15 protein-coding genes are annotated in these 17,260 nt (G+C 72.3%); 13 read left to right on the forward strand and 2 right to left on the reverse strand.

The annotated features are described in order from the left end of the window. Positions 1–12: 12 nt before the first annotated feature. From ftsW to ACGRHY_RS20690, 9 genes are all read left to right on the forward strand, one after another. The gene (ftsW, locus tag ACGRHY_RS20650; protein ID WP_394636805.1) at positions 13–1,599 is read left to right on the forward strand and encodes a putative lipid II flippase FtsW; all 1,587 of its coding nucleotides are present in this window, start codon (positions 13–15) and stop codon (positions 1,597–1,599) included. A 6-nt stretch (positions 1,600–1,605) separates the two neighbouring features. After that, the gene (gene murG, locus ACGRHY_RS20655) at positions 1,606–2,700 is read left to right on the forward strand and encodes an undecaprenyldiphospho-muramoylpentapeptide beta-N-acetylglucosaminyltransferase (RefSeq protein ID WP_394636806.1); all 1,095 of its coding nucleotides are present in this window, start codon (positions 1,606–1,608) and stop codon (positions 2,698–2,700) included. 32 nt (positions 2,701–2,732) lie between these two features. Then, on the forward strand, positions 2,733–3,629 hold the full coding sequence (locus tag ACGRHY_RS20660; protein ID WP_394636807.1) for a cell division protein FtsQ/DivIB: 897 nt from the start codon (positions 2,733–2,735) through the stop codon (positions 3,627–3,629). Positions 3,630–3,905: 276 nt separating this feature from the next. Continuing rightward, a complete protein-coding gene (gene ftsZ, locus ACGRHY_RS20665) occupies positions 3,906–5,165 on the forward strand; it encodes a cell division protein FtsZ (RefSeq protein WP_394636808.1) in 1,260 nt (419 codons plus the stop codon). An 11-nt stretch (positions 5,166–5,176) separates the two neighbouring features. After that, positions 5,177–5,950 carry a peptidoglycan editing factor PgeF gene (pgeF, locus tag ACGRHY_RS20670; RefSeq protein WP_394636809.1) on the forward strand — a complete coding sequence of 258 codons (774 nt, stop codon included), beginning with the start codon at positions 5,177–5,179 and terminating at the stop codon, positions 5,948–5,950. After that, entirely contained in the window at positions 5,947–6,690 is a 744-nt protein-coding gene (locus ACGRHY_RS20675; RefSeq protein ID WP_394636810.1) for a YggS family pyridoxal phosphate-dependent enzyme, read from the forward strand. The genes pgeF and ACGRHY_RS20675 overlap by 4 nt, the downstream gene beginning before the upstream one ends. Positions 6,691–6,906: 216 nt before the next feature. Next, positions 6,907–7,551 carry a cell division protein SepF gene (locus ACGRHY_RS20680; protein ID WP_394636811.1) on the forward strand — a complete coding sequence of 215 codons (645 nt, stop codon included), beginning with the start codon at positions 6,907–6,909 and terminating at the stop codon, positions 7,549–7,551. Between the two features lie 67 nt (positions 7,552–7,618). Further along, positions 7,619–7,903 (forward strand): YggT family protein, encoded by a 285-nt coding sequence (locus tag ACGRHY_RS20685; RefSeq protein WP_241718398.1) that lies wholly within the window; start codon positions 7,619–7,621, stop codon positions 7,901–7,903. Positions 7,904–7,951: 48 nt separating this feature from the next. Further along, positions 7,952–9,085 carry a DivIVA domain-containing protein gene (locus tag ACGRHY_RS20690; RefSeq protein ID WP_394636812.1) on the forward strand — a complete coding sequence of 378 codons (1,134 nt, stop codon included), beginning with the start codon at positions 7,952–7,954 and terminating at the stop codon, positions 9,083–9,085. A 193-nt stretch (positions 9,086–9,278) separates the two neighbouring features. On the opposite strand, the gene ileS is transcribed toward ACGRHY_RS20690, so the two are convergent. Beyond that, positions 9,279–12,428: an isoleucine--tRNA ligase gene (ileS, locus tag ACGRHY_RS20695; protein ID WP_394636813.1), complete on the reverse strand. Its 3,150-nt coding sequence runs from the start codon at positions 12,426–12,428 to the stop codon at positions 9,279–9,281. Between the two features lie 709 nt (positions 12,429–13,137). Here ileS and ACGRHY_RS20700 point away from each other — a divergent pair. From ACGRHY_RS20700 to ACGRHY_RS20710, 3 genes are all read left to right on the forward strand, one after another. Further along, a complete protein-coding gene (locus ACGRHY_RS20700) occupies positions 13,138–13,623 on the forward strand; it encodes a TraR/DksA family transcriptional regulator (protein ID WP_394636814.1) in 486 nt (161 codons plus the stop codon). 41 nt (positions 13,624–13,664) lie between these two features. Further along, entirely contained in the window at positions 13,665–14,279 is a 615-nt protein-coding gene (gene lspA / locus ACGRHY_RS20705) for a signal peptidase II (RefSeq protein ID WP_394636815.1), read from the forward strand. Between the two features lie 110 nt (positions 14,280–14,389). Next, positions 14,390–15,331: an RluA family pseudouridine synthase gene (locus ACGRHY_RS20710; protein WP_394636816.1), complete on the forward strand. Its 942-nt coding sequence runs from the start codon at positions 14,390–14,392 to the stop codon at positions 15,329–15,331. 29 nt (positions 15,332–15,360) lie between these two features. On the opposite strand, the gene ACGRHY_RS20715 is transcribed toward ACGRHY_RS20710, so the two are convergent. After that, entirely contained in the window at positions 15,361–16,491 is a 1,131-nt protein-coding gene (locus tag ACGRHY_RS20715) for a mechanosensitive ion channel family protein (protein ID WP_394636817.1), read from the reverse strand. Between the two features lie 140 nt (positions 16,492–16,631). Here ACGRHY_RS20715 and ACGRHY_RS20720 point away from each other — a divergent pair, with 140 nt between their 5' ends. Beyond that, on the forward strand, positions 16,632–17,222 hold the full coding sequence (locus tag ACGRHY_RS20720; RefSeq protein ID WP_394636818.1) for a dienelactone hydrolase family protein: 591 nt from the start codon (positions 16,632–16,634) through the stop codon (positions 17,220–17,222). Positions 17,223–17,260 lie beyond the last annotated feature (38 nt).

Consider the following 17,260-nt stretch of genomic DNA (forward strand, 5'->3'; position numbering starts at 1 on the left):
AGGAGGGGACGGATGAGGGTCGAGCGACCCGTACCGCCCGCGGTGGCGACCACCGCGGGCCTGGCGGGCCGCGTACTGGCGGCCGTCGCCGCGGTCTTGCCGGCCGTGCCCGCCCGGCCCGTCCCGGCGGCGGGTACGGCCGGCGCGTTGCCGCCGGCGCCGCCGTCGCGTCCGGGGCACGGCGCCGCGCTGCGAGAGGCCCAGCGCTCCCGTCCCGGCCCCCGCACGGCGCGCCCGGACGCTCCGCGCGCCCGGCGTCCCGCCGCGCCCCGGGCGCCCGGCCCCGGGCGCCCCGCGCCCCGGAGCGCCCCCGGGCGCCCGGGGCGCGGCCCGCGCCGTGCCGCGGACGGGGTCCGCGGGCTGTACCTGCGGGCGAAGCGCGCCTGGGACCGGCCGCTGACCGCCTACTACCTGATCCTCGGCGGCAGCCTGATGATCCTCGGCCTCGGCCTGGTGATGGTCTTCTCCGCCTCGCAGATCGAGGCGCTGGGCTCCGGCCTGCCCTCCGCCTACTACTTCCGCAAACAGCTGCTGGCCGCCGTCCTGGGCGGCGTTCTGCTGCTGGCGGCCGCCCGGATGCCGGTGGCCCTCCAGCGCGGGCTGGCGTACCCGCTGCTGGCCGTCTCCGTCTTCCTGCTCTGCCTGGTCCAGGTGCCGGGGATCGGGCAGGAGGTCAAGGGCAACCAGAACTGGATCCAGCTCGGCGGCCCCTTCCAGTTCCAGCCCAGCGAGTTCGCCAAGCTCGCCCTGGTGCTTTGGGGGGCGGACCTGCTGGCGCGCAAGGGCGACAGACGGCTGCTGAACCATTGGAAGCACATGCTGGTGCCGCTCGTCCCGGTGGCCTTCCTGCTGCTCGGCCTGATCATGCTGGGCCGGGACATGGGCACCTCGCTCATCCTCGCCGCGATCCTCGTGGGACTGCTCTGGCTGGCCGGCGCGCCGCTGCGGCTGTTCGCCGGGGTGCTCGCCGTCGCGGGGGCGCTGGGAGCCGCCCTGATCGCGACCAGCGGCAACCGGATGGCCCGGTTCGCCTGCCTGGGCGCCACCGACCCCGGCCCGAACGACCAGTGCTGGCAGGCCGTCCACGGCATCTACGCCCTGGCGTCGGGCGGATGGTTCGGCTCGGGGCTGGGCGACAGCATGGAGAAATGGGGACAACTGCCCGAACCGCACACCGACTTCATCTTCGCCGTGACGGGGGAGGAACTCGGCCTGGCGGGGACGCTGCCGGTGCTCGCCCTTTTCGCCGCTCTAGGCTATGCGGGTATCCGCGTGGCCGGACGCACGGAGGACCCCTTCGTCAGGTACGCCGCGGGAGGTGTGACCACCTGGATCACGGCCCAGGCCGTGGTCAACATCGGTGCGGTGCTCGGCCTGCTGCCGATCGCCGGTGTCCCGCTCCCGCTGTTCTCCTACGGGGGTTCCGCCCTGCTGCCGACGATGTTCGCCGTCGGGCTGCTGATCTCCGCCGCGAGATCGGAACCCGCCGCGAAGGCGGCACTGGCCATGCGGCAGCCTGCTGTGAGAAAGAAGCTGGCTGGGGTGAGACGGAAGACGATGAGACGGAGTGCCGTACGGCGCCCGTCCGGAGAGCGGTGAAATTCGGTGCATGTCGTACTCGCCGGTGGGGGGACCGCCGGCCACATCGAGCCCGCGCTCGCCCTCGCGGACGCCCTGCGCAGGCAGGACCCGGCCGTGGGGATCACGGCACTCGGCACGGAGCGCGGACTCGAGACCCGGCTCGTCCCGGAGAGGGGCTACGAGCTGGAGCTGATCCCGGCCGTGCCCCTGCCGCGCAAACCCACTCCCGAGCTGATCACCGTGCCGGGGAGGCTGCGCGGCACCATCAAGGCCGCGGAGCAGATCCTGGAACGGACCAAGGCCGACTGCGTGGTCGGCTTCGGCGGCTACGTGGCGCTGCCCGGCTACCTCGCGGCCAAGCGGCTCGGAGTGCCGATCGTCATCCACGAGGCCAACGCCCGCCCGGGCCTGGCCAACAAGATCGGCTCCCGCTACACCGGCTACGTGGCCGTCTCCACCCCGGACAGCAAGCTGCGCAACGCCCGCTACGTCGGCATCCCGCTGCGCCGCTCGATCGCCACCCTGGACCGGGCGGCGATGCGAGCCGAGGGGCGGGCCGCCTTCGGCCTCGACCCGGGCCTGCCCACCCTGCTGGTCACCGGCGGCTCCCAGGGCGCCCGGCGGCTCAACGAGGTCGTCCAGGCCATCGCCCCGACCCTCCAGCGCTCCGGCGTCCAGATCCTGCACGCGGTCGGCCCGAAGAACGAGCTGCCGAGGGTGGACAACATGCCCGGGATGCCACCCTACGTCCCGGTGCCGTATCTGGACCGGATGGACCTGGCGTACGCCGCGGCCGACATGATGCTCTGCCGCGCGGGCGCGATGACGGTCGCCGAACTGTCCGCCGTCGGACTGCCGGCCGCCTACGTCCCGCTGCCGATCGGCAACGGCGAACAGCGGCTGAACGCCCAGCCTGTGGTCAAGGCGGGCGGCGGACTCCTCGTCGACGACGCCGAGCTGTCGCCGGAGTGGATCCAGTCCAGCGTCCTGCCGGTGCTCACCGACCCGCACCGGCTGTACGACATGTCGCGGGCCGCCGCCGAGTTCGGGCGCCGGGACGCCGACGAACTGCTGGTCGGCATGGTGTACGAGGCGATCGCGGCACACCGCCGGGGCTGAGGCCGCAGGCGGGGCGCGGGAGAGCAGGGAGCGTGGCCGGACGGACGGCGGCCGCCGGGCGAGGCGGCCGCGACCAGCGTGACCCCCGCGGACCCAGAGCGGGCTCGGGACCTCCGCCGGCCCCGCCGGCGGGCCGGTGGCCCGGGCGTTACCGCGCGCCCCGCCTTCCGGAGGGCCGAGGACGCCGCCGTCTGCTGCTCGCCCTCGCCCTCGGCCCGGCGCTGCTGATCGGTGGCCTCGCCCTGTGGCTGCTCTACGGCTCCGCGTGGCTGCGGGTGGAGAGCGTCATGGTCGACGGCGAGAGCGCCCTGACGGAACGGCAGGTCCTCGACGCCGCCGGTGTCCCCCTCGGTGACCCCCTGGTCTCGGTCGATCCCGGCGAGGTGGAGCGGCGGCTGCTGGAGGCGCTGCCGCGGATCGGCTCCGTGGAGGCGGCCCGTTCCTGGCCGCACGGCGTGGAGCTGACGGTCAGGGAGAGAAAAGCCGTGGTCGTGATGGTGCAGGACGCTCAGAACGGGGAAGGCGGAGGAGACGAGGACGGCACGAGGGGGCGGCGCTATGCCGAGGTGGACGACGAGGGGGTGCTGTTCGGCACGGTCGCCGAACGGCCCGCGGGCGTCCCTCTCCTCGCTCTGGACCTCGCCGGATCCCCCAGCGGGCACCGCTTCGGACCCGGGAGGATGCGTCAGGAGGCGGTCGGGGTCGCCGCGGCCCTCCCCGATCGGGTGCGCCGCGACACCCGGACCATCCGGGTCCGCTCCTACGACTCCATCACCCTGGAGATGAGCGGCGGGCGCACGGTGGTGTGGGGGAGCGGCGAGGACAGCGACGCGAAGGCCAGATCGCTCACCCTGCTGATGAAGGCCGCCGACGGCGCGCAGAGATTCGACGTGAGCGTTCCCGGCACACCGGCGGCCTCAGGGAGTTGACGTACGTACGCGCAGGCCAGCACCCTGGTTGGCTACCACGTCGCCTGATCACATAGGGTGAGAAGAAAAACGGGAGGTTCGGCGTGTTCATTGAACGCGAACCACTTGTCGACCTAGTGTCCGTTCCAGAGAATCCGAGGAACGACAGACATTGGTAACCCTAAACTTGAACGTTAGGGTTCGGGTCGGCGTCCGGACCGTCCCACTCGGCATAGGTCGGCGCACCGCAACCATCGTGGAGCGGCGACACGTAACTCGAGGCGAGAGGCCTTCGACGTGGCAGCACCGCAGAACTACCTCGCAGTCATCAAGGTCGTCGGTATCGGCGGCGGTGGCGTCAACGCCATCAACCGGATGATCGAGGTCGGTCTCAAGGGCGTCGAGTTCATCGCGATCAACACCGACGCACAGGCCCTGCTGATGAGCGACGCCGACGTCAAGCTCGACGTCGGCCGCGAGCTCACCCGCGGCCTCGGCGCCGGCGCCAACCCCGACGTCGGCCGCAAGGCAGCCGAGGACCACCGGGAGGAGATCGAGGAGGTCCTCAAGGGGGCCGACATGGTCTTCGTCACCGCCGGCGAGGGCGGCGGCACCGGCACCGGCGGCGCGCCCGTCGTCGCGAACATCGCACGTTCTCTCGGCGCCCTCACCATCGGCGTCGTCACCCGCCCGTTCACCTTCGAGGGCCGCCGCCGGGCCAACCAGGCCGAGGACGGCATCGCGGCCCTGCGCGACGAGGTCGACACCCTCATCGTCATCCCCAACGACCGGCTGCTGTCCATCTCGGACCGCCAGGTGAGCGTGCTCGACGCGTTCAAGTCCGCGGACCAGGTGCTGCTGTCGGGTGTCCAGGGCATCACCGACCTCATCACCACCCCCGGCCTGATCAACCTGGACTTCGCGGACGTCAAGTCCGTGATGTCCGAGGCCGGCTCGGCACTCATGGGCATCGGCTCGGCGCGCGGCGACGACCGCGCGGTGGCCGCCGCCGAGATGGCGATCTCCTCGCCACTGCTGGAGGCCTCCATCGACGGCGCCCGCGGTGTGCTGCTGTCCATCTCCGGCGGCTCCGACCTCGGCCTGTTCGAGATCAACGAGGCCGCCCAGCTGGTGAGCGAGGCCGCGCACCCCGAGGCGAACATCATCTTCGGCGCGGTCATCGACGACGCCCTCGGCGACGAGGTCCGGGTCACCGTCATCGCGGCGGGCTTCGACGGCGGCCAGCCGCCGTCGAAGAACCGCGACAAGGTGCTCGGTTCGTACGCCGGAGGAAAGGAGGAGGCGCCGGCCGCTCATCGCCCGGCGCCCTCCGAGCCCGACCGCCCGTCCTTCGGCGGGCTCGGCTCGGTCACCCCGCGCGAGGAGGAGCCGTCCCCGGCCGTCCCGCTGGCGGACTCCCCGTCCGCCTACGGCGCGGGTTCCTCCTCGCCGCTGTCCGGCGAGACCGGCCCGTCCGCCGCTCCGCAGGTCCCCCCGGCCCGCCCCTACCAGGACGGTTCGGCCGAGGAGCTCGACGTGCCCGACTTCCTCAAGTAGGCACCACGAGCGTGATAGGACAGCACGACATCGTGAGCGGCGCGCACTTCGCCACCACCGACAGGCGGGGCGGGGTGAGCGCCGCTCCGTATGACCAACTCAACCTCGGCGGCGCGGTCGGGGACGACCCCGGCGCCGTACGGGCCAACCGGGGACTGGCTGCGAGGTCGCTCGGCCTCGACCCGGCCGCGGTGGTCTGGATGAACCAGGTGCACGGGCGCGACGCGGCCGTCGTCACCGGGCCGTGGCGCAGCGGCGAAGCGCCGTGCGTGGACGCGGTCGTGACCGCCCGTCGGGGCCTGGCCCTGGCCGTGCTGACCGCCGACTGCGTCCCCGTGCTCCTCGCCGACCCCGTCGCCGGGGTGGCGGGGGCCGCGCACGCCGGGCGGCCCGGGCTGGTCGCCGGGGTCGTCCCCTCGGTGGTCGAGGCGATGGGTTCCCTCGGTGCGGACCCGGCCCGCACGGTCGTCCGCATCGGCCCCTCGGTGTGCGGGGGCTGCTACGAGGTGCCGGAGCGGATGCGCGAGGAGGTCGCGGCCGCGGTGCCCGAGGCGTACGCCACCACGACGCTGGGCACCCCGGCGGTCGACGTCGCGGCCGGGGTGCGCGCCCAACTGGCCGGGCTCGGGGTGCCGGAGCCGCCGGCGCAGCCGGTCTGCACGATGGAGTCCCCGGACCACTACTCGTACCGCCGGGAGAGGACCACCGGACGGCTGGCCGGCTATGTGTGGCTGGAGGATCCCGCCGGCGGAGCGGGAGAGGCTGACGGGGGGACCGCCGCATGACCGATCGCAGTGCTGACCGCAGTGCTGACCGCAGGGCCGAACTGGCCGCGAACCTCGCCCGGGTGGAGGAGCGCATCACCCGCGCTTGTGTCACCGCGGGGCGCGCGCGCGAGGACGTGACCCTGGTCGTCGTCACCAAGACCCGCCCCGCCGACGATGTGCGGCTGCTGGCCGGGCTCGGGGTGCGGCACGTGGCGGAGAACCGGGACCAGGAGGCGGCGCCCAAGGCCGACGCCTGCGCGGACCTCCCCCTCACCTGGCACTTCGTGGGGCAGTTGCAGACCAACAAGGTCCGCTCCGTCGCCCGTTACGCCGACTTCGTGCACTCGGTCGACCGGCCCCGGCTGGTCGGCGCGCTGTCCTCGGCGGCCGAGAGCGAGGGCCGGCGGATCGGCTGCCTGCTGCAGGTCGCGCTCGACCGGGAGGCGGGCGTGACCGGGGGGCGCGGCGGCGCGTCGCCCGAGGAGGTGGGGGAGTTGGCGGACGAGGTGGCCGCCGCCCCCGGCCTCCGGCTCGCGGGTGTGATGACGGTCGCACCCCTGTCCGGACCGTACGCCGGGAGACCGGGCGCCGCTTTCGAGCGGCTGGGGGAGATCTCAGCCGCCCTGCGGGCGAATCACCCCGCTGCGAGCATGGTCTCGGCGGGGATGAGCGGGGATCTCGAAGAGGCGGTGGCGGCCGGGGCGACACATGTGCGTATCGGCAGTGCGGTACTCGGAGTACGAGCCGTGCTCCGGTAACGTCGCCAAGCAAGTCGGACCACAGCAGAAAATATGGTCATTCCCGCCCAGTGTGGATGACCGCGTGGGCTCAGGGGTACCGGTGGCGGAGTCTTGGGTTTTGGGGCCTCCCCGCCGGAGGCGCCGGAGGCAGAATGGGGTCTCCCAGCCGCAGGCGGGGGACGGGGCCTCCCAGCCGATGGCCGGGGAACCACCACAGAGCGGAGGACGCAGAGAATGGCCGGCGCGATGCGCAAGATGGCGGTCTACCTCGGCCTCGTGGAGGACGATGGGTACGACGGCCCGGGGTTCGACCCCGACGACGAGTTCGAGCCCGAGCCGGAGCCCGACAGGGACCGGCGGCACCAGGCGCACCAGCCCGTGGCGGCTCCCGCGGCGAAGTCCGACGGGGAGCAGGAGCCCGAGGAGCCGGTGCGGGTCGTCCACCACCCTGCCCACCGGGAGCGGGAGCAGGCTCCTGCGATCGCCGCCGAAAACGGACGGCACGGGAGGATTGCCCCCGTGTCATCCATCACACCCGAACGCCAGAACCTGGAGAAGAACGCACCGGTGATCATGCCCAAGGTCGTGTCCGAGAGGGAGCCCTACCGGATCACCACACTGCACCCCCGGACGTACAACGAAGCCCGTACCATCGGGGAACACTTCCGGGAGGGCACTCCGGTGATCATGAATCTGACCGAGATGGACGACACGGACGCGAAGCGTCTGGTCGACTTCGCGGCGGGTTTGGTGTTCGGTCTCCATGGGAGTATCGAGCGGGTGACACAGAAGGTCTTCCTCCTGTCTCCTGCTAACGTCGATGTCACGGCGGAGGACAAGGCCCGCATCGCAGAGGGCGGGTTCTTCAACCAGAGCTGAGAGTCAGTGCAACCGGACGGACCGGCCGACGGGCCGGACGCGACCAAAGGGGAGAGGGAAGCGCACGATGGGCGTCGTACAGCAGGTGGTCCTCATCGTGTTGCAGGTCTTCCTGGCCGTACTGATCTTCCGCCTGGTGATGGACTACGTCTTCATGTTCGCCCGCTCATGGCAGCCCGGCAAGGCGATGGTGGTCGTCCTGGAGGCCACCTACACTGTCACTGATCCGCCACTCAAGCTGCTGCGGAGGTTCATACCGCCGCTGCGCTTCGGGGGCGTGGCGCTCGACCTGTCCTTCTTCGTACTGATGATCATCGTCTACATCCTGATCAGTGTCGTGGCCAGGCTGTGAGCGATACGGTCTTGCCGATATGCCGATGACTTACGTTGAGGTGAAGAGATGCCGCTGACCCCCGAGGACGTGCGGAACAAGCAGTTCACAACCGTCCGCCTGCGAGAGGGCTACGACGAGGACGAGGTCGATGCCTTCCTCGACGAGGTCGAGGCCGAACTGACGCGTCTGCTCCGGGAGAACGAGGATCTGCGCGCCAAGCTTGCCGCCGCGACACGGGCCGCTGCGCAGAACCAGCAGCAGGGCATGCGCAAACCCGAGCCCCAGCAGCAGGAACGACCTGGTCCCGTCCCCGCCGCCATATCGGGACCGCAGCCGGTCCCGCCGGGGCAGATGGGCGGTCCGCCCCAGCTGCCCGGCGGTGCGCCGCAGCTGCCGGCAGGTCCCGGCGGGCACGGCCCGCAGGGTGGTCCGATGGGTCCCGGTCCGATGGGCCCCGGCGGTCCGGGCGGGCACGGTGGCCCCGGTCCGATGGGCGGTCACGGTGGTCCCGGCGGTCACGGTGGTCCCGGCGGTCCCGGCATGCACCAGCAGGGCCAGGGGCCGGGCGGCGACAGCGCGGCCCGCGTGCTGTCGCTGGCGCAGCAGACCGCGGACCAGGCGATCGCGGAGGCCCGCTCGGAGGCCAACAAGATCGTCGGTGAGGCGCGCAGCCGCGCAGAGGGTCTGGAGCGGGACGCCCGCGCCAAGGCCGACGCGCTGGAGCGGGACGCACAGGAGAAGCACCGCGTCGCGATGGGCTCGCTGGAGTCCGCCCGCGCCACGCTGGAGCGCAAGGTCGAGGACCTGCGCGGCTTCGAGCGCGAGTACCGCACCCGCCTGAAGTCGTACCTGGAGAGCCAGCTCCGCCAGCTGGAGAACCAGGCCGACGACTCCCTGGCCCCGCCGCGCAACCCGGCCACGGCCTCGCTGCCGCCGTCCCCCTCGATGGCATCGGCGGGCGCACCGGGCGGCGGCACCATGGGCGGTCACCAGTCCATGGGCGGCGGCCAGTCGATGGGCGGCCCGGGCGGCGGCCACGGCGGTCACAACCAGGGCGGTGGTCAGACCTACGGCGGGCAGCAGCAGATGTCCCCGGCGATGACCCAGCCGATGGCCCCCGTACGGCCGCAGGGTCCGCAGCCGATGCAGCAGGCGCCCTCGCCGATGCGCGGCTTCCTCATCGACGAGGACGACAACTGACGCAGCCGCCGTAGGCGGCGGGCGAATCGGATCGGCATATCGCAGAGGGCCGGGCCCGGGATCGAAGATCCCGGGCCCGGCCCTCTGGTGTGCCCGTCTCATCCGGCCCATCCGTCCGGTCCGCCGGGCGCACCCGGTGGTGTTCCGGGCGGCCGTCTGCCCGGCGGACCGGAACACCGTCAGCGGCGGGTGGTCACACGCGGCGCAGCCGGAAGACCAGGGACAGCGACTCGTCCTCGAACCGCTCGCCGAAGGAGTCGTCTCCCGCGCCCTCCGCGTAGTCCGTGGCCAGGACCTCGTCCGCGATCAGGGCCTGGTGCTCGGCCAGCGCCCGGGCGACCTCCTCGTCGTCCGACCGCCACCGCAGGGCGATCCGGTCGGCGACGTCCAGGCCGCTGTTCTTGCGCGCCTCCTGGATCAGCCGGATCGCGTCACGGGCGAGCCCCGCCCGCCGCAACTCCGGGGTGATCTCCAGGTCCAGGGCGACCGTGGCGCCGGTGTCGGAGGCCACCGACCAGCCCTCGCGCGGGGTCTCGGTGATGATGACCTCCTCCGGGGAGAGCGCGATGGTCTCGCCGTCGACCTCCACCGCCGCCGTACCGGCGCGCAGCGCCGCCGACAGGGCCGCCGCGTCCGCCTCGGCGATGGCCTTGGCGACCGGCTGGGTGCGCTTGCCGAACCGCCGGCCCAGCGCCCGGAAGTTGGCCTTGGCGGTGGTGTCCACCAGGGAGTCGCCGACCTCGGACAGGGAGGCGAGCGAGGTGACGTTCAGCTCCTCGGCGATCTGCTCGCGCAGGTCGTCGCTGAGCAGTTCGAATCCCTGCGCCGCCAGCAGCGCACGGGACAGCGGCTGCCGGGTCTTGACCCCCGACTCCGCGCGCGTGGCCCGGCCCAGCTCCACCAGCCGCCGCACCAGCAGCATGTCGCGGGACAGATCCGGGTCGACGGCGGACAGATCGGCCTGGGGCCAGCCGGCCAGGTGCACGGAGTCCGGCGCACCGGGGGTGACGGGGACGACCAGGTCCTGCCAGACCCGCTCGGTGACGAACGGCACCAGCGGGGCCATCAGCAGGGTGACGGTCTCCAGTACGTCGTGCAGGGTGCGCAGCGCCGCGGCGTCGCCCTGCCAGAAGCGGCGCCGGGAGCGGCGCACGTACCAGTTGGACAGGTCGTCCACGAAGGTGGACAGCAGCTTGCCGGTGCGCTGGGTGTCGTAGGCCTCCATGGCCTGGGTGCACTGGTCGACCAGTGCGTGCAGTTCGCTGAGCAGCCAGCGGTCCAGCAGCGGGCGGTCGGCGGGCGCCGGGTCGGAATCCGACGGCGCCCAGCCGCAGGTGCGGGCGTACAGCGCCTGGAAGGCGACGGTGTTCCAGTAGGTCAGCAGGGTCTTGCGGACGACCTCCTGGATCGTTCCGTGTCCGACGCGCCGCGCGCTCCACGGGGAGCCGCCGGCGGCCATGAACCAGCGCACCGCGTCCGCGCCGTGCCGGTCCATCAGCGGGATGGGCTCCAGGGTGTTGCCCAGGTGCTTGGACATCTTCCGGCCGTCCTCGGCGAGGATGTGGCCCAGGCAGACGACGTTCTCGTAGGCCGAGCGGTCGAAGACGAGCGTGCCGACCGCCATCAGGGTGTAGAACCAGCCGCGGGTCTGGTCGATGGCCTCGGAGATGAACTGCGCCGGATAGCACTTCTCGAAGACGTCCTTGTTGCGGTACGGGTAGCCCCACTGGGCGAAGGGCATCGAGCCCGAGTCGTACCAGGCGTCGATGACCTCCGGAACGCGGACGGCCGTCAGCGAGCAGCCCTCGGCGGTGCAGCCGAAGACGACGTCGTCGATGTACGGGCGGTGCGGGTCCAGGCCGGACTGGTCGGTACCGGTCAGTTCCGACAGCTCCGCCAGCGAGCCGACGCAGGTGAGGTGCCCCTCCTCGCAGCGCCAGACGGGCAGCGGGGTGCCCCAGTAGCGGTTGCGGGACAGGGCCCAGTCGATGTTGTTGTCCAGCCAGTCGCCGTAGCGGCCGTGCTTGACCGACTCGGGGAACCAGTTGGTCCGCCCGTTCTCCCGAAGCAGCTCGTCCTTGATCGCGGTGGTGCGGATGTACCAGGACGGCTGGGCGTAGTAGAGCAGCGCGGTGTGGCAGCGCCAGCAGTGCGGGTAGCTGTGCTCGTAGGGCAGATGGCGCAAGAGCAGGCCGCGGGCGTCGAGGTCGGTGACCAGCGCCTCGTCGGCCTTCTTGAAGAACTGCCCGCCGACCAGCTCCAGACCCTCCTCGAAGGTGCCGTCGGGCCGGACGGGGTTGACCACCGGAAGCCCGTAGGCCCGGCAGGTGAGCAGGTCGTCCTCACCGAAGGCGGGGGACTGGTGGACCAGACCGGTGCCGTCCTCGGTGGTGACGTACCCGGCGTTGAGGACGAAGTGGGCGCCCTCGATCTCCACCAGCTCGAACGGGCGGCGGTAGGCCCAGCGCTCCATCTCGCGGCCGGTGAAGGTCTGCCCGGTCGCGCTCCAGCCCTCACCCAGCGCCTTCTCCAGCAGCGGCTCGGCCACCACCAGCCTCTCGGCGCCGTCGGTGGCCACCGCGTAGGTGACGTCGGGGTGGGCGGCCACGGCGGTGTTGGACACCAGGGTCCAGGGCGTGGTCGTCCACACCAGCAGCGAGGCCTCGCCGGCCAGCGGGCCGGAGGTCAGCGGGAAGCGGACGTAGACCGAGGGGTCCACGACGGTCTCGTAGCCCTGCGCCAGCTCGTGGTCGGACAGGCCGGTGCCGCAGCGCGGGCACCAGGGTGCCACGCGGTGGTCCTGGACGAGCAGGCCCTTGCCGAAGATCTCCTTCAGCGACCACCACACGGACTCGATGTAGCCCGGGTCCATCGTCCGGTAGGCGTCGTCCATGTCGACCCAGTAGCCCATCCGGGTCGTCAGCTCGGCGAACGCGTCGGTGTGCCGGGTCACCGACTCGCGGCACTTGGCGTTGAACTCCGCGATGCCGTAAGCCTCGATGTCCTGCTTGCCGCTGAAGCCCAGCTCCTTCTCCACCGCCAGCTCCACGGGCAGGCCGTGGCAGTCCCAGCCGGCCTTGCGCGCCACGTGGTAGCCGCGCATGGTGCGGAAGCGGGGGAAGACGTCCTTGAAGACGCGGGCCTCGATGTGGTGGGCGCCGGGCATGCCGTTCGCGGTCGGCGGGCCCTCGTAGAACACCCACTCGGGGCGGCCCTCGGACTGCTCCAGGCTACGGGCGAAGACCTTGTTCTCGCGCCAGAAGTCCAGCACGGCGCGCTCCAGGGCGGGGAGATCGACCTGGGCGGGCACCGGACGGTACCGGGGCGGGGGCTGCGGGCTCATGGTGAGCTTCCTCCAACGGACGTGGTGACTTCCGCCGGAGGGACGAGACCGCCGCCAGTCGGCGCCGGTGCCCGCGGTACCACCCTCCTTGGCGCCGGACGCGTACGCGGGTACGTGTCCACCGCCCTCTCATTGGTGCGGCGATGCCGGTTCTACTCGCCGCCCGTCGCACCGCGTGCTGTCGCCGCACGTGCGCGGGGGCTTTCTTCCGGCGGCTCCGGGGTGATCTTCACGCCGCGCTCGCCCCCGGGCTCACACCGTCCCCGGGTCGCTCGTGGCCGCGTACGGACGCTACTCGTCCCCTTCGACGCCTCTCGCTCAGCCCAAGTGTAAGGGTGCCTCCCAATGGGGGCCGACCGGTTTTCGGCCCGTAGCGCCGGGCAGAACGCTTCGCGAGGGCGTGGCGCCGCACTTCGGGAAGCGGGAGCGGACCGGCGTGCCCTGTTGCCGCACGATCGGTGCCGATTTATCGTTCCGGTCACGATTCATGCACAAGATCACAATATGTGAAGGGGTCGCGGCCATGGTGGCGAGGGAGTCCGCAGCGAGGAGGGCGCGAGCCGCGCGGGAGCCCGCCGGGGATTCCGCGAACGCCGGGACCGCCGAGAGCGCCGGGAAGAAGCACTCCGGAGGGAAGTCCGCCGCGAAGAGGGCGGCGGCGAGCGCGGGCGCCGGAAGGGCGGCCGGCAGGAAGACAGGAGCCGAGACGGTGGTTGCCAAGAAGTCCACGACGGGAGCGCGGGCCGCCGGGCACGCCCCCCCGGTCCCCCCGGCGCGTACGGCCGCGGCCACCGTCGCCCCCGACGAGCTGGTCGTACGGCCCGGGGAGGAGCCCTGGACCGCGCAGGAGGTGGAGGAGGCGCGCGCGGAGCTGTCCTCGGAGTCCGAGCGGCTGCGCGTGGAGATCCATGCCGCGGAGGAGGCACTCAACGGCCTGATGCGGGACTCGGCCGACGGAGCCGGGGACGACCAGGCCGACACGGGGACGAAGAACATCACGCGTGAGCACGAGATGGCCCTGGCGGAGAACGCCCGCGAGATGCTCTACCAGACCGAGCGAGCCCTGGACCGCCTGGAGGCCGGGACGTACGGCGTCTGCGAGAACTGCGGCAAGCCGATCGGCAAGGCGCGGATGCAGGCGTTCTCCCGGGCCACGCTCTGCGTCGAGTGCAAGCAGCGGCAGGAACGCCGCTGACCGCTGCCGCCGCCGCCCGGGCGTGACGTACCCTGCATCACGTGACAGAGGTGGAACGGGCCGGCGAGCAGCCGGGCGAGGCGCAGACCGAGACCGTGGACACAGCCGCCGGCCGGGCCGCGACCGGGGCCGGCGGCGGGTCCGTGAGTGATGCCGGACCGGCTCCCCGCGGACGGCGGCGGACCGTGGAGCTCGCCATCGTGGCGGCCGTCGCCTACGCCCTGGACCTGATCACCAAGATCATCGTGGTCGAGAAGCTGGAGGGCCACGACCCGATCGAGGTGATCGGCACCTGGCTGCGGTTCCAGGCCGTGCGCAACCCGGGCGCGGCCTTCGGTATCGGCGAGGCCCTCACCATCGTCTTCACCGTCATCGCGGCGGCCGTGATCGTGGTGATCGCGCGGATCGCCCGCAAGCTCTACAGCACACCCTGGGCCATCGCGCTCGGACTGCTGCTGGGCGGGGCCCTGGGCAACCTCACCGACCGGGTCTTCCGCTCGCCCGGGGTCTTCCAGGGCCACGTGGTGGACTTCATCGCGCCCGCCCACTTCGCCGTCTTCAACCTGGCCGACTCGGCGATCGTCTGCGGCGGGGTGCTGATCGTGCTGCTGTCCTTCCGGGGCCTGGACCCCGACGGCACCGTCCACCGGGACTGACCGGAGTCGGCCGGGGCCGGCCGGGGCCGGCCCGCGGGGACCGGCCCCACCGGATGCGTTCCCCTGCCCGCCGGGCGGGGGCACCGGGCGCTTCCGGCATACTCGATCGGGTGAGCCAGTTTCCCGAGATCCGCACCCTGCCCGTACCCGACGGCCTGGAGGGCGAGCGTATAGACGCGGCCCTGGCCAGGATGTTCGGCTTCTCCCGTACGAAGGCGGCCGAGCTGGCCGCCACGGGGAAGGTCCTGCTCGACGGCGGCGAGGTCGGCAAGTCCGAGCGGGTGCGCGGTGGGGCCTGGATCGAGGTCGAGATGCCCGCGCCGCCCGCACCGGTCCAGGTGGTGGCCGAGCCCGTGGAGGGCATGGAGATCGTGCACGACGACGACGACATCGTGGTCGTCGCCAAGCCGATCGGCGTGGCCGCCCACCCCAGCCCCGGCTGGAGTGGCCCCACCGTGATCGGCGGGCTGGCCGCCGCGGGCTTCCGCGTCTCCACCTCGGGCGCGGCCGAGCGGCAGGGCATCGTGCACCGGCTGGACGTGGGGACGTCCGGCCTGATGGTGGTCGCCAAGTCCGAACGCGCCTACGCCCTGCTCAAGCAGCAGTTCCGCGAGCGCACGGTCGACAAGCGCTACCACGCGCTCGTCCAGGGCCACCCCGACCCGCTCAGCGGCACGATCGACGCGCCCATCGGACGGCACCCCGTCCACGACTACAAGTGGGCCGTCACCGCCGACGGCAAGCCGTCGGTCACCCACTACGACCTCGTCGAGGCGTTCCGGGCCGCCAGTCTGCTCGACATCAAGCTGGAGACCGGCCGCACCCACCAGATCCGCGTCCACATGGCCGCCCACCGGCACCCGTGCGTCGGCGACACCACCTACGGAGCCGATCCGACGCTGGCGAAGCGCCTGGGGCTGACCCGGCAGTGGCTGCACGCGGTGCGGCTGGGCTTCGAGCATCCGGCGGACGGCCGCTGGACGGAGTTCTCCAGCGACTACCCCGACGACCTGCAGACCGCCCTGGACAGGATCCGGGCCGAGAGCGCGTAGGACGCGGGCCGGCCGCTCTGGTGCGTGTTCTAGCCCGGCTTCCGCGCGTCCGGTATCCCCGGCCGCACGCTGTTCGCCCGGCTTTTCGCGCCCGGGTCCTCCACCCCCGGCTCCCGCCCGAAGGCCGGGGCCGGGGCCGCCTGCGCGGTGGTGACGCGGGGCAGGGCGTAGGGGTGCTCCCGGTGGAGCCAGGTGATCAGCCCCTCGCGGACCTCGCAGCGCAGCGTCCAGATGTCGTCGGGGGTGCGCGCCGTCATCGTCGCGCGGACCTCGACCGTGGTGGGCGTGGAGTCGGTCACCACCAGGCCCCAGTTGCGGCCGTCCCAGAAGTCGCTGGCGCGCACGATCTCCTCCGTCCTGCGCCGGATCTCGGCGATCGGCGCCGAGTGGTCGAGGTGGAGGTAAACGGTGCCGGTCATCTGCGGGTTGCCGCGGGTCCAGTTCTCGAAGGGCTTGCTGGTGAAGTAGGACACCGGCATGGTGATCCTGCGCTCGTCCCAGGTGAGGACCACCAGATAGGAGGTGGTGATCTCCTCGACCGTCCCCCACTCGCCGTCCACGATCACCGTGTCGCCGATGCGCACCATGTCGCCGAAGGCGATCTGCAGGCCGGCGAAGAGGTTGCCCAGCGTGGACTGGGCGGCGATGCCGGCGACGATGCCCAGCACACCGGCGGAGGCCAGCATGGAGGCGCCCAGCTTCTCCATCGCGGGGAACTGCAGCAGCATCGCCGCGGCGGCGATCACCGTGACCACCGCCGTGGCCAGCCGCTTGATCAGCGTCAGCTGGGTGCGCACCCGCCGCACCCGCGCCGCGTCGTGGGCGATCCCGGCGTACCGGGAGTAGGCCGTCTCCACGACGGCGGTCAGCACCCGCAGCATCAGCCACGCGGCGGCCCCGATCAGTATCAGGTTCAGCCACAGGTCGACGGCCTTCTGGTGGTTCCTGGCCAGGTGCGTCTCGTCGGAGAAGGCGTTGAGCAGCCCGACGAAGATCACCGCCTGAAGCGGGACCCGGCCACTGCGCAGCAGACCCCACAGCGGGGTCTCCGGATGCCGGGCGTCCATGCGCCGCAGCGCGCGGTCCACCGCCCAGCCGACGGCGAGCGCCAGGATGATGGCGCCGCCGAAGACGATCAGCGGCCGCAGCACGTTCTCCATGGTGGTGTGAACTCCTCGCGAGACTCCTGGGGGCGGAAAAAGGACCCCACCGACCGTACCTGGCACCATGGGGGGACTCCGCCTCCCGGCGCGGCGCCGTGACGTGGATCATCAGGCTGACCTGCTAAGGAAGTGACACCGTGCCCACCGTTGTGATGTTCCACTCCGCCTACGGGCCGCGTCCCGCCGTCGAGGAGGCGGCCGGGAGGCTGAGGGAGGCCGGGCACGAGGTCCACACCCCCGACCTGTACGGCGGGCGGACGGCCCGGACGGTCGAGGAGAGCATGGCGATCAAGGACGGGATCGGCCGCGACGAACTGCTGAGGAGGGCCGTCGCCGCCACCGCCGCGTTCTCGGAGCGCGGGGTGGTGTACGCCGGGTTCTCCCTGGGCGGCGCGATCGCCCAGAACCTCGCGCTCGCCGACACCCGCGCCCGCGGACTGCTGCTCCTGCACGGCACCTCCGACATCCCAGAGGACGCGGCCGTCGACGACCTGCCCGTGCAGCTCCACGTCGCCGACCCCGACCCCTTCGAGCCGCACGACTGGCTGAACGCCTGGTACCTGCGGATGCGGCGGGCGGGCGCGGATGTCGAGGTGCACCGCTACCCCGGGGCCGGACACCTGTTCACCGACCCCGGCCTGCCGGACCACGACAAGGAGGCGGCCGAGCGGACCTGGCGGACCGCACTCGGCTTCCTGGCGGAGCTGGCGGAGCCGGCGGGCCTCTGAACCCCGTGCGGGAGGCCCGGGGCGCGGGCCTCCCGCAC

The sequence above is a fragment of the Streptomyces shinuiensis genome (assembly GCF_043660855.1).
GTDB lineage: Bacteria > Actinomycetota > Actinomycetes > Streptomycetales > Streptomycetaceae > Streptomyces.

What these genes read in the sequence shown, in the direction of transcription:
- ftsW (WP_394636805.1), top strand. Translation starts at nt 13, where the DNA reads ATGAGGGTCGAGCGACCCGTACCGCCCGCGGTGGCGACCACCGCGGGC.
- ACGRHY_RS20675 (WP_394636810.1), top strand. Translation starts at nt 5,947, where the DNA reads ATGACCGATCGCAGTGCTGACCGCAGTGCTGACCGCAGGGCCGAACTG.
- ACGRHY_RS20680 (WP_394636811.1), top strand. Translation starts at nt 6,907, where the DNA reads ATGGCCGGCGCGATGCGCAAGATGGCGGTCTACCTCGGCCTCGTGGAG.
- ACGRHY_RS20685 (WP_241718398.1), top strand. Translation starts at nt 7,619, where the DNA reads ATGGGCGTCGTACAGCAGGTGGTCCTCATCGTGTTGCAGGTCTTCCTG.
- ACGRHY_RS20690 (WP_394636812.1), top strand. Translation starts at nt 7,952, where the DNA reads ATGCCGCTGACCCCCGAGGACGTGCGGAACAAGCAGTTCACAACCGTC.
- ileS (WP_394636813.1), bottom strand. Translation starts at nt 12,428, where the DNA reads ATGAGCCCGCAGCCCCCGCCCCGGTACCGTCCGGTGCCCGCCCAGGTC.
- ACGRHY_RS20715 (WP_394636817.1), bottom strand. Translation starts at nt 16,491, where the DNA reads ATGGAGAACGTGCTGCGGCCGCTGATCGTCTTCGGCGGCGCCATCATC.